General features: G+C 40.7%; 12 protein-coding genes. 4 read left to right on the top strand and 8 right to left on the bottom strand.

From position 1 onward, the window contains the following. Positions 1-294 precede the first annotated feature (294 nt). The 5 genes from rplS to VS868_RS00040 form a co-directional block, all read right to left on the bottom strand. Positions 295-645, bottom strand: a complete 351-nt coding sequence (gene rplS / locus VS868_RS00060; protein ID WP_345598764.1) for a 50S ribosomal protein L19 — start codon at positions 643-645, stop codon at positions 295-297. Positions 646-760: 115 nt separating this feature from the next. Beyond that, a complete protein-coding gene (gene trmD, locus VS868_RS00055) occupies positions 761-1,447 on the bottom strand; it encodes a tRNA (guanosine(37)-N1)-methyltransferase TrmD (protein ID WP_345598763.1) in 687 nt (228 codons plus the stop codon). Positions 1,448-1,516: 69 nt separating this feature from the next. Continuing rightward, positions 1,517-2,095 (bottom strand): hypothetical protein, encoded by a 579-nt coding sequence (locus VS868_RS00050; protein ID WP_345598762.1) that lies wholly within the window; start codon positions 2,093-2,095, stop codon positions 1,517-1,519. 340 nt (positions 2,096-2,435) lie between these two features. Beyond that, entirely contained in the window at positions 2,436-3,884 is a 1,449-nt protein-coding gene (locus tag VS868_RS00045; protein WP_345598761.1) for a glyceraldehyde-3-phosphate dehydrogenase, read from the bottom strand. Positions 3,885-4,081: 197 nt separating this feature from the next. Beyond that, the gene (locus VS868_RS00040) at positions 4,082-5,446 is read right to left on the bottom strand and encodes a trypsin-like peptidase domain-containing protein (protein WP_345598760.1); all 1,365 of its coding nucleotides are present in this window, start codon (positions 5,444-5,446) and stop codon (positions 4,082-4,084) included. A gap of 129 nt (positions 5,447-5,575) precedes the next feature. Here VS868_RS00040 and dapF point away from each other — a divergent pair, with 129 nt between their 5' ends. From dapF to VS868_RS00020, 4 genes are all read left to right on the top strand, one after another. Beyond that, positions 5,576-6,364 (top strand): diaminopimelate epimerase, encoded by a 789-nt coding sequence (gene dapF, locus VS868_RS00035; protein WP_345598759.1) that lies wholly within the window; start codon positions 5,576-5,578, stop codon positions 6,362-6,364. Next, a complete protein-coding gene (locus tag VS868_RS00030) occupies positions 6,358-6,879 on the top strand; it encodes a GNAT family N-acetyltransferase (RefSeq protein WP_345598758.1) in 522 nt (173 codons plus the stop codon). Before dapF ends, VS868_RS00030 begins: the two co-directional genes overlap by 7 nt. Beyond that, entirely contained in the window at positions 6,879-7,922 is a 1,044-nt protein-coding gene (gene mltG, locus VS868_RS00025) for an endolytic transglycosylase MltG (protein ID WP_345598757.1), read from the top strand. Before VS868_RS00030 ends, mltG begins: the two co-directional genes overlap by 1 nt. Positions 7,923-8,114: 192 nt before the next feature. Further along, on the top strand, positions 8,115-8,789 hold the full coding sequence (locus tag VS868_RS00020) for a peptidoglycan-binding protein LysM (protein ID WP_345598756.1): 675 nt from the start codon (positions 8,115-8,117) through the stop codon (positions 8,787-8,789). Here VS868_RS00020 and VS868_RS00015 read toward each other — a convergent pair. The 3 genes from VS868_RS00015 to dnaA are packed head-to-tail and all read right to left on the bottom strand — an operon-like array spanning position 8,767 to position 11,381. Continuing rightward, positions 8,767-9,495: an SAM-dependent methyltransferase gene (locus VS868_RS00015; protein ID WP_345598755.1), complete on the bottom strand. Its 729-nt coding sequence runs from the start codon at positions 9,493-9,495 to the stop codon at positions 8,767-8,769. The two genes, VS868_RS00020 and VS868_RS00015, sit on opposite strands and share 23 nt — an antisense overlap. Before the next feature lies 1 nt (position 9,496). Next, positions 9,497-9,952 carry a low molecular weight protein-tyrosine-phosphatase gene (locus tag VS868_RS00010; protein WP_345598754.1) on the bottom strand — a complete coding sequence of 152 codons (456 nt, stop codon included), beginning with the start codon at positions 9,950-9,952 and terminating at the stop codon, positions 9,497-9,499. 1 nt (position 9,953) lies between these two features. Then, positions 9,954-11,381 carry a chromosomal replication initiator protein DnaA gene (dnaA, locus tag VS868_RS00005; RefSeq protein ID WP_265163680.1) on the bottom strand — a complete coding sequence of 476 codons (1,428 nt, stop codon included), beginning with the start codon at positions 11,379-11,381 and terminating at the stop codon, positions 9,954-9,956. Positions 11,382-11,481: the final 100 nt, after the last annotated feature.

Raw genomic sequence — 11,481 nt, 5'->3', positions numbered from 1 at the left:
CATTTCCCAAAAGAGTGTGTGTAAATCATCCAAAACGTTTTTACCAAATTTAACCAACTATGTCTGGCATATTGTTATTCAAAATGGCAAAAACTTATGTAAAGATTTTACTCTACATGAGTTTAAGAAGAATTCCTGGCGACATTCTTTGACTTAAATCTCTGTATTAAATTTACGAAAGAAAATATTTATATGCAAATATCTAAGCCTTAATTGTTTATAAAAATAAGTGAAATATTTATTTAACAAAAAAGCCTCAATAAATGAGGCTTTTTCAAGTAATATATTGAAAGATTATCTTCTTCTTTCTTTAATTCGAGCTTTTTTACCAGTAAGTTCTCTAAAGTAGTAGATTCTTGCTCTACGAACTTTACCACGCTTGTTGATCTCGATTTTCTGAAGAGCAGGCAGGTTGAGCGGGAAAATACGTTCAACACCAACAGTACCACTCATTTTACGAATAGTAAAAGTTTGAGAAGCTCCAGATCCTCTCTTTTGGATCACAACTCCACGGAAGAACTGAGTTCTGGTTTTTTGACCTTCAGTAATTTCGTAATAAACAGTAATAGTATCTCCGGCTGAAAAATCAGGGAAATCTTTTTTTGTTACAAATTCGTCTTGTACAAATTTAATTAAGGATTCCATATTTCTAATGGTTTAAAAATAAAGTCTAAAGCAACATTCACGGGTATCGCCAGAGGTTGGTTCAGAACGTGTGCAAAAGTAATAAATTTTGTGATTCTAAAAACTAATGGCTCATTTATTTTTCGTCGTCACTCAATAAGTCAGGTCTCAGGGCCAAGGTGCGGGCGTAGGCCTGTTCTTCGCGCCATTCTTCAATCTTTGGCGTATTGCCTGAAGTGAGAATTTCTGGTACTTTCCAGCCATTATAATCTGCTGGCCGGGTATAAATTGGAGGCGCCAGTAAATTGTCCTGAAAGGAATCGGTAAGTGCAGAGGTTTCATTGCCCAGAACTCCTGGTAGCAGGCGAATAATGGAATCGCACAGCACAGCGGCCCCTAATTCTCCGCCCGAAAGTACGTAGTCACCAATAGAGATCTCCCGGGTAACAAAATGCTCCCGCACGCGTTGATCTACTCCTTTATAGTGACCGCAAAGAATAATGACATTTTCCTTTAGGGAGAGCTCATTGGCTATACCTTGCTTCAGCGTTTCTCCATCGGGCGTCATATAAATGACTTCGTCATAATCCCTTTCTGCTTTCAAAGCTGTTATGCATTTATCTATGGGTTCTATCATCATCACCATCCCGGCGCCCCCTCCAAATTGATAATCATCTATTTGTTTATAATTATCGGTTACGTAATCACGTAAGTTGTGCAGGTGAATTTCTACATGACCTTTTTCAATTGCTCTTTTTAATATAGAAGCTTCAAAAGGGCTGGTAAGAATTTCGGGAACTACGGTAATAATATCAAATCGCATGGAATGGGAATTTGGGCTGAAAGGAATTCACAGCCCGCAAATTTAGTTAAACCTCAAGAATATTTGTTTCTACTTTGCGACTTTAAGCTGTTTGTTCTTTTCATCTTGTAGCAGTCTTCCCAGTCTTTGCTCTTTTTCGAGAGATTTTGCACGGTAGGCATCGAACTCTTTTTCTACTTCGGCTAAATTTTTCCGGGCTTCGGCTGTGTGAATGTGACTCTTTTTGAATCTCACTACAAATAAAGCCAGTGCTAGTACCAGCACACCAACAATACTCCACATCAAAGTATTATAAGTGGCTTTACTAAGGGACATTCCCAGCACAGCTATTTCATCTTTTTCAGCGCTTAAAGTGGCAAGCTGCTCTTTGAGGTTTTCCAGTTCAGCCTCGAGAGTGGCAATTTTAGCATCCCGGGATTTCAAAGCTTCTTTTGAAGAAGCTATTTCTTCCTTAAGTTCAATAATTCTGTTTGAAGTTAGCTCCTGTAGCGTTGTAAGCTGGTCTGTATCCACAACCTTATAACCTTTAAAGTTGTTGGAACTGGTAATCAGTTCCTGGAATTTTTCAGCAATAGTGGCTTCGCCGGGTGTCTGGGCTACTGCGACTGTAGCAGTTAATAGAATAAAAGTGAATAAAATTTTTTTCATAGCAGGTATTATTTCTTGGTCATTATCACAACGAACACCTAAAAATGATATTGTTGATAATAGTTTAATTTTTTTTCTCATTAACTTCCTGTATTTAAGCAGGCCGAAAAAAAAGCAGTGGCAAAATTAAAGAATAATAACTGCCTGGCTCTGCTGTCCTTCTACAAATTTTTAGTTAATTTCTTCAGTTCTCATTCAGGCTTTTAGTGGCAACTTCAGAAGAATTTCTATTAAATTCATTCTTCTCAAAAAAGGTGAATTTTGGAATCCTTCAGAAATAAAAGGCAGAAAAAAACCCGTAGCCATTGGCAACGGGTTCCCATCACTAATTAAACCCCTATTAATAATAGGTGAACCTTCTAACCTTGGCAATGTATTTTGCAAGGCGTATTACCTGGTGGCTATACCCGTATTCGTTGTCGTACCAAACATATAATACGATATTCTTACCATCGCCTGAAACTATGGTGGCGTTGCTGTCGTATATTGAAGGCTGGGCAGATCCCACTATATCTGTAGAAACCAGTTCGTTTTCTATAGAATATTTGATCTGTTCAACCATTTCTCCTTCTAAAGCATATTTTTTGAGGATCTCATTTACTTCTTCCGGTGAAGTTTCGGTTTCCACCTCCAGGTTGAGTATAGCGAGTGATCCATTGGGAACCGGAACACGTATGGCATTCGAGGTAAGTTTACCTTCAAATACAGGTAAGGCTTTTGAAACGGCTTTTCCTGCACCGGTTTCAGTGATCACCATATTTAATGCAGCTGCCCTTCCTCTTCTGTACTTCCTGTGCATATTGTCAACCAGGTTCTGGTCGTTGGTATAGGCATGTATGGTTTCAAGATGTCCTTTTACAACGCCTAAATCATCCTGAACTGCTTTAAGAACAGGTGTAATGGCATTGGTGGTACAGGAGGCCGCTGAGAATATCGAAACTTCATCGGGGCTGTATTCCTTATGGTTTACGCCGTGAACTATATTAGGAATTCCTTTCCCAGGCGCTGTGAGCAATACTTTTGAAGCTCCCTTAGAAGTGAGGTGCCTGCTGAGTGCCTCCTGATCTCTAAACGCGCCGGTATTATCAATTATCAGGGCATCTTTAATGCCATAAGCAGTATAGTCTATCTCTTCGGGTTCATTGGCTGAGATCATATGTACAGTAGTGCCATTAATTATAAGACACTTCTTTTCTGAATTGTAGGATACGGTTCCGGAAAAATCTCCGTGCACAGAGTCATTTTTGAGAAGACTGGCCCTTTTTTCAAGTACAGTCTCATCGATCTTTCCGCGGGTGACAATGGCTCTAAGCCTAAGTTGGCTGCCTTTGCCAGTGCGGGTCATGAGTTCCCTGGCAACCAGCCTGCCTATACGTCCAAAGCCATAGAGTACAACATCTTTCGGGGTAAGTTCGTCTCCCTTTTTTGCATCTTTTAGTTTAGCCGAAACAAAGGCAGTGGCATTCGAATATTTCTGGTCTTCCAGGTGGTATTCATAGGTCATTTTTCCAATGTCGAGCTTGGCAGGTGGAAAATCCAGCCTTTGAATGGCTTCGGCGATTTCAACCGAATCAAAAATAGAAATTGGCTTTTGTACAAATTCACCGGCATACTCGTGCAGGTCTAAAATGTCGCTCACATTGCGATCTATCAACTGGTTTCTGAATAAAACAAGTTCAATAGACTTGTCATACCACAAATCACTCACTGTCTTAATGAATTGTACTGCTGCCCTTCGCCGATCTGCCTGAAAGGCTAATTCTTTTTCGTAAACTTCGTTAGAGTTCATTTTTTTGTTAGTGTTGTTTTTTAAACTGCGGCAAAAATATAGATTTCAAACGTTTTCGTAAAGCATTTTGAACAAAAAAATGAGGCCCATCATAAGCCTCATTTTTGTTATATATATTTAATTATCGACTCCCCAGATCTGGAAATAGCTTCAGAAAGATTTCCGAAAAGGATTCAATTTTTGCCATTTTTGGCAGGTTATCTCCAAACGTATTTTTGTTTTTCCCCATCGGGAGTTACAAAGGTTACAGAGATGGGTTGCCCCGGAGATCTTTGTGCCATGATCTTTTCAACATCTTTAATATCCCGCACTTCAATGTTATCAATGGCTGTGATTATTGTACCATAAAGCTGTTCATTCTGCATTTGGGGAGTGAGTCCTCTTGTGATCTTTACCCCGTTGGCTACTTTTCTTTGCTTTAGTTCATCGGTACTGGCGTTGGTAACTTCAAGGCCAATGGCTTTGATTTGATAAACCTCATATTTTGTAAGGGTCACATCAAATTCTTTTGGATCTCCATCGCGAATCACCTGTACTGTTACCACATCGTCTGGCCTTTTTGACCCTATATAACCAATTAGATCTGAGAATTTACTGATCTTTACATTATCTAACCTGGTGATAACATCACCTGATCGAATTCCTGCTTTTGCTGCACCGCTTCCTGCTTCCACCTGGTCTACGTAAACTCCTTCAGAAATTTCAATATTATATTCTCCGGGAAGATTAGCAGCCTGTACGCCACGTATTCCCAAGATACCCTGCTGTACATCCCCATACTCAATAAGGTCTTCTACTATTTTTCTGGCATTATTTGAAGGTACAGCAAAAGCATACCCAACATAAGTCCCGGTTTGAGAGGTGATGGCGGTATTGATACCAATCAATTCTCCATTGATGTTTACCAGCGCACCACCACTGTTTCCTGGGTTTACTGCGGCATCAGTCTGGATAAAAGAAGATATGTTAGAATCCATTCCCAGGTCTCTTGATTTTGCTGAAATTATTCCTGCAGTAACGGTAGAGGTAAGGTTAAAGGGGTTTCCTACTGCCAACACCCATTCTCCAATCTGTGCATTGTCAGAATTTCCGAAGGGAAGGTAATGAAGGTCTTCTGCATCTATCTTCAGTAAAGCGATATCCGATTTTGGATCGGTCCCTATCACTTCGGCCATATAATTCTGGTTATTGTTAAGGGTAACCTGAAGCTGGGTGGCATTCTGTATCACGTGGTTGTTAGTTACAATGTAACCATCGGGAGAAATAATCACTCCACTTCCTGTGCCCTGTAAGGCTTGTGTAGTGCTCGAAGAGAAGGGTGACCTTCTTACTGTTGCTACGTTTTTTACGTGAACTACAGCGTTCACCGATTCATTGGCTGCTTCAGTAAAATCTGCATTAGTACCTGTAGGAAGTGAATTCATTTTTACCGGAGTATAGGCAGGGATGCCCGTATTTGCTTCGACTAAGACGTTGTCTTTATCAATGAAAAGCAAGTATCCGGCAAGAGTTAGAACGCCGCTTAAAACAGAGATCATGAGAAAACTGGCAAATCTTTTCATATTTAATATGTGTTTTAGTATTTGTAGAAAAATTCTTTTTTTTAGCAGTTACCTTCCGTAATAAGCCCGTGTGTTAATCATGCCCGTTTTTTCTATTATTGTATCTTTGACCCCTGAAAAATAATCCAGATGAAGCTGAATTTTTATAAATACCAGGGTACGGGAAACGATTTTATTATGGTAGATAACCGTACATCGGTTTTATCCAAAAATGATACCAAATTGATAAGACGGCTTTGTGATCGCAAATTTGGCATTGGTGCAGACGGTCTCATTCTCCTTGAAAATTCAGAAAATTCGCAGGATGATTTTAAGATGGTGTACTTCAACGCCGATGGCAACGAAAGTAGTATGTGTGGTAACGGCGGCAGGTGTCTTGTAGCGTTTGCGAAATATTTAGGAATTATTTCAGACAGGGCGGCATTTACTGCAATAGATGGATTTCATGAAGCTGTAATAGAAGATGAAAAGGTGGGACTTAAAATGATGGATGTTGAAGGGGTTTCTGAAATTGGCAATGCTCTTTTCCTTAATACAGGCTCCCCGCATCATGTCATTTTTTCAGAAGAAGTAGACCAGATTAATGTCAAACAAGAAGGAGCTGCCGTAAGGTATTCACCAGAATATGAGGCTAAGGGAGGCACCAATGTAAATTTCTCTTCATCTCTGGATGAGTCAACTTTAAAAGTGCGTACGTATGAGAGGGGAGTGGAAGATGAAACTCTTTCCTGCGGTACGGGGGTTACAGCTGTCGCTATCGCCGCCTATCACTCCGGAAGAATATCTTCAAATAAAGTAGAGTTAAAAACGCCGGGGGGTGAACTTAGCGTTCGTTTTACGCCTAGGGGTGGCAGTTACAGTGATGTTTGGCTAACCGGGCCTGCACAACAGGTCTTTAAAGGAGAAATAACATGTTAACACTTCAGGGGGAACAGGTTTTTTTGAGAGCTTTAGAGCCCGAAGATCTCGATTTGCTCTTTGAAGTAGAGAACAATGAAGAATTCTGGGAGGTGAGCGCCACCAGCGTTCCTTTTTCCCGCTATGTGCTTAAACAATATCTTGAAAATTCTCATCGCGATATTTACGATGTTAAACAGTTGAGGCTGGTCATTTGTGATAACGCTTCGGAAGCTGTGGGGCTTATAGATATTTTTGACTTTGACCCCAGGAACCGTCGTGCTGCCCTTGGTATCCTTATTATTAACAGGAAAAACCGGAAAAAAGGATATGGCACCCAGGCGTTAGAACTGGTTTGTAAATATTGCTTTACACACCTGGGCCTGCACCAGGTCTATGTTAACGTAGGCTGTGATAATACTTCGAGTAGGCTGCTCTTTGAAAAAGCCGGATTTTTACTCACTGCCAGAAAAAAGGACTGGAATTTGGTAGAGGGAGAATATAAAGATGAAATTACCTATCAATTGATCAACTAATGTATATCAAAAAAATCTTATTAATAATTGCCCTTTTTGGCATCCTGGGTCTGGCAGCATTCTCCTGGTACGTCTATGACGTTATCTTTTCTCCTAACACTGCTTTTTCTGAAGAAACTGCCCAGGTATACGTGCCTACAGGCGCAACTTATGCTGAAGTAAGAGAGCTGCTGAAGCCTTATCTTGAAGATAGCGAAGAATTTGACCTGGTTGCACAGAAAAAAGGCTATATCAATAATGTGAAGGCCGGAAGATTTATTCTGAAGAAAGGCATGAACAACAACGAGATTGTAAATACCCTTCGCAGTACAAACGAGCCGGTGTGGGTAACCTTCAATAACCAGGAACGACTTGAAGATCTTGCCGGAAGGATCGCAGCCCAAATAGAAGCCGATAGTACACAGCTTCTGGAAAGCATGAGAGATTCGGCATTTTTGACACATTCTGGTTTTGAAGGAAGAAATGCGATTGCCATGTACATTCCAAATAAGTATCAGTTCTTCTGGAATACTTCGGCTGTCGAATTTAGGGAGCGGATGAAAGAAGAGTACGACCGTTTCTGGACAGAAAAAAGACTGGCAAGGGCCGAAGAGATTGGGCTCACTCCGCACCAGGTGATGGTGGTTGCTTCTATCGTGCAAAAAGAGACAGCCAAAGTAGACGAACGGCCAAAGGTTGCCGGGGTCTACATGAACCGAATTGAGAAAGGCTGGAAACTTGAAGCCGACCCAACTGTGATCTACGCCTTAAAAGACAGGCTGCAGAATTTCGATACCATTATAAAAAGGGTCCTTTATGCCGATCTTACTCTTGACTCTCCTTATAATACCTATAAATATAAAGAACTGCCTCCCGGGCCTATAACCATGCCTGACATTTCTTCAATAGATGCGGTGCTGAACCATGAAGATCACGACTACTTCTATTTCGTGGCCGATGTGGAGAATTTTGGTTACCACAAGTTCGCAAAGACCCTGTCGCAGCACAACGCCAATAAACGGGCCTATGTTCAATGGATCAATAAGCAGAAGATCAACAGGTAAACAGCAATATTTAGGAAAATCTCCCCACAATAAAACCCTTTTTGGCACGTTCTATGCCTTTAACCGGTCAGCTGAGAAAAAAATGCTCTCAGTAAGTTTAACAGGCTGATAATTAGGTTATTAAAAAATGTAGTACATTTGTCGGCCGTTTCGAGGAAATCTTCATGATTTACTTGAGCAAAAACAAAAAGGATGAAGAAGAAAGTTGCAAAATTTTCAGTATTACCGGTTGTAGGAGCATCTATATTTTTTTATAGCTTTTCCACCAACAAAACCAAGGATTTTGATGCTGCTGTTCTTGAAGAATTCAAGACAGTAAATGAGGAACTGAATTTTGACGTTCCCCATACACCAGATGTTACAGTATTTGATCCGCAGCTTAGGTCTTATCCGCAGTTAGGGAAATCTTACGTAGCTTTTAAGGAAGCCATGGGCTTTAAAGAGTCGGGTGGTGATTACAAGGTCATCAATGAATTTGGCTACATGGGAAAATACCAGTTTGGAAGAGGTACCCTAAAATTAATCGGAATTAAAGACACCAACCTTTTCCTTAATTCCCCCGATCTTCAGGAAGCTGCTTTTTACGCAAATTCTTCTCGTAACAAATGGATTTTACGTAAGGATATTGCAAAATTCCAGAATCAGGTGGTGAACGGGATCAGGATAACCGAATCTGGCATCCTGGCGGCAGCGCACCTTGCAGGCCCCGGTAATGTCAAGAAATTTTTAAGAAGCAATGGAGCCAACAGTTTTAGCGATGGTTTTGGAACTTCTATAAAATATTACTTTAAGAAATTTGAAGGTTTTGATACTTCTTTCGTAGTGCCAGACCGGCAAGCGAAGGTTAATAATCCTTCTGTAATATAAAGATAGTGGGCCTTTTATGAAGGTCCACTTTTGTTTTACGCCAATCTGCAGCAGTTTTGGTCACTATAAATTCTGTTGGTAAAGTAAGATCACAGGCGATGCAAATACGGGTGCCGGGATGCAGTACCTGAGTGAGGTCTTCCAGCATTTTATTGTTCCGGTAAGGAGTTTCAATAAAAGACTGCGCCTGGTTCTTCTCATGAGAGATCTTTTCCAGGTTTTTAATTTCTCCCTTTCTGGCAGCCTTATCAATAGGAAGATAACCGTTAAAAGCAAAGTTTTGACCATTCATTCCTGAGGCCATCATGGCCAGAAGAATAGAGGAGGGGCCCACCATCGGGACTACCTGTATGCCTTCCCTGTGAGCTATTTTTACCACTTCGGCACCGGGGTCTGCAACTCCGGGGCAACCTGCTTCACTTAACAAACCCACATCTTTACCTGTTTTGCAGGCTTCCAAAAAACCTGAAACCTCGGCAGGATCGGTATGTTTGTTTAATATGAAAAACTGAAGTGAAGGCTGAGATTTACCGGGAACTAATTTCTTTATTGCCCTGCGGGCGGTCTTTTCATTTTCTGCAATAAAAATGTCAAGGCGTTCTACCTGATGTTGCACTGTGGCCGGTAAAACTTCAAGAGGTTCATTGTCACCCAGAGTGGTGGGTAGCAAATATAATTTTCCGGAATAGGAGAAGGGAGAGCTCAATCTATTGGTGTTTTTCAGCTATGATCGTGCAGGCTTCATCCAGCATATCGTAAACTTTTTTGAATCCGTTGGCACCACCGTGATAAGGATCGGGAACTTCCACATTCTCTCCGGGAAAGACCTCATTAAGAATGAGTGAAACCTTCTCTTTATCCTGCTCATTTCGGGCAAGGGAAATTACGTCGTGATAATTTGACATATCCATTACATAGATCCTGTCAAAATTGTCGAAATCTTCTGGTGAAAATTGCCGACCCCGTTGTGCTCTAATGTCGAGATTATTTTCCCTGGCAATATCTACCGATCTTGGGTCGGGGCAGTCATCTACATGATAGTTGCTTGTTCCTGCCGAATCGACAAAAACTTTTTCAGCATCAACTTTAGATTTTAGAATGCCTTCGGCCAGGGGTGACCTGCAAATGTTTCCAAGGCACACCATCAGGATCCGGGTTTTCATATTACAAGGTTAGTTTTTTGTTGATATCCTCAACAAATTTCTGAAATTGTTTGTCGGTTGAAGCTAAATTGTCAACGGTTTTGCAGGCATGCAAAACGGTGGCGTGATCCCTTTTTCCAATTTGAGAACCTATACTTGCCAAAGAAGCTTTAGTGAACTTTTTTGCAAAGAACATCGCCAGTTGGCGCGCCTGCACAATGTGTCTTTTACGCGTTTTTGATTGTAGGGTTTCCACATCCATCTGGAAGTATTCGCTCACCACCTTTTGAATATAATCTATAGAAACTTCGCGCTTGGTGTTCTTAACGTAGTTATCAACGATCTTCTTTGCCAGCTCAAGCGTAATATCCTTCTTATTGAAAGAGGAATGGGCTATTAAAGAGATTATTGCTCCCTCCAGTTCACGAATATTGGTCTTGATATTGTTGGCAAGGAATTCCACGATCTCCTCGGGCATTTCTACACCGTCACGATAGAGTTTACTTTTAATGATTTGTACTCTTGTTTCCGTATCAGGATGTTGTAATTCGGCTGAAAGCCCCCACTTAAAACGAGAAAGTAGTCGTTGTTCAATATCCTGCATGTCTACCGGAGCCTTGTCACTGGTAAGAATAACCTGCTTTCGGTTTTGATGAAGGTGGTTAAAAATATGGAAGAAAACATCCTGAGTTCCGGCTTTCCCCGAAAGCAACTGAATGTCATCTACTATCAATACGTCAATGATCTGATAGAAATGTATAAAATCATTACGGTTATTCTTCTTTACAGATTCTATATACTGCTGCGTGAATTTTTCCGCAGAAATATAAAGAACTGTCTTCTCGGGATACTTGTCTTTAATTTCAATCCCTATAGAATGTGCGAGGTGCGTCTTTCCCAAACCAACGCCGCCAAAAATAAGCAAAGGGTTAAAGGAAGTTTCCCCCGGTTTGTTAGCTACCGCCAACCCGGCAGATCTTGCCAGCCTGTTCGAATCCCCTTCTAAAAAGTTGTCAAAGTTATAGCTCGGGTTAAGTTGGGATTCGATCTTTACATTCCTTATTCCGGGAATGATGAACGGGTTTTTTAATTCAGGGTTTTTGTTCTTAATAGGAACATCAACTTCCTGCGAAGCAACATTAGAACGGTTGGTACTTGGTATCTTTTCTGTAAAAGGTTGTTTGTTTCCGTAAGTATTTTCCATTCTTATGACATACACCAGTTTTGCCTGGTCTCCCAGCACTCTATTTAACGAAACTTTAAGAAGTTTAACATAGTGCTCCTCAAGCCACTCGTAGAAAAATTTTGACGGTACCTGAATGCTTAAGGCGCTGTCTGAAAGTTTCACTGCCTTGATAGGTTCAAACCAAGTTTTATACGCCTGTGGTGTAATATTATCTTTAATGAAAGTAAGGCAGTTATTCCAAACTGATTGCGCAGTTTCTGACATTCCTGAGTCTAAATTTATAATACGTTTGTTAGTAGTGGTTTCCATAAGAAAAAGAGAAAATGTCTTTCTCCCGGGTTTTTAGAGCAACAAATATGTGAAC

This window comes from Salinimicrobium sp. 3283s (genome assembly GCF_039602225.1).
Taxonomy (GTDB): Bacteria; Bacteroidota; Bacteroidia; order Flavobacteriales; family Flavobacteriaceae; genus Salinimicrobium; species Salinimicrobium profundisediminis.
The sequence above is the reverse complement of the archived record's forward strand: the minus strand, read 5'-3'. Positions and strand labels throughout refer to the sequence as shown.

Coding starts and splice junctions, on each gene's coding strand:
- VS868_RS00020 (WP_345598756.1), top strand. CDS start 8,115: ATGAAGAAGAAAGTTGCAAAATTTTCAGTATTACCGGTTGTAGGAGCA.
- VS868_RS00040 (WP_345598760.1), bottom strand. CDS start 5,446: ATGAAAAGATTTGCCAGTTTTCTCATGATCTCTGTTTTAAGCGGCGTT.
- VS868_RS00010 (WP_345598754.1), bottom strand. CDS start 9,952: ATGAAAACCCGGATCCTGATGGTGTGCCTTGGAAACATTTGCAGGTCA.
- mltG (WP_345598757.1), top strand. CDS start 6,879: ATGTATATCAAAAAAATCTTATTAATAATTGCCCTTTTTGGCATCCTG.
- VS868_RS00050 (WP_345598762.1), bottom strand. CDS start 2,095: ATGAAAAAAATTTTATTCACTTTTATTCTATTAACTGCTACAGTCGCA.
- dapF (WP_345598759.1), top strand. CDS start 5,576: ATGAAGCTGAATTTTTATAAATACCAGGGTACGGGAAACGATTTTATT.
- VS868_RS00030 (WP_345598758.1), top strand. CDS start 6,358: ATGTTAACACTTCAGGGGGAACAGGTTTTTTTGAGAGCTTTAGAGCCC.
- VS868_RS00045 (WP_345598761.1), bottom strand. CDS start 3,884: ATGAACTCTAACGAAGTTTACGAAAAAGAATTAGCCTTTCAGGCAGAT.
- dnaA (WP_265163680.1), bottom strand. CDS start 11,381: ATGTCAGAAACTGCGCAATCAGTTTGGAATAACTGCCTTACTTTCATT.
- trmD (WP_345598763.1), bottom strand. CDS start 1,447: ATGCGATTTGATATTATTACCGTAGTTCCCGAAATTCTTACCAGCCCT.
- rplS (WP_345598764.1), bottom strand. CDS start 645: ATGGAATCCTTAATTAAATTTGTACAAGACGAATTTGTAACAAAAAAA.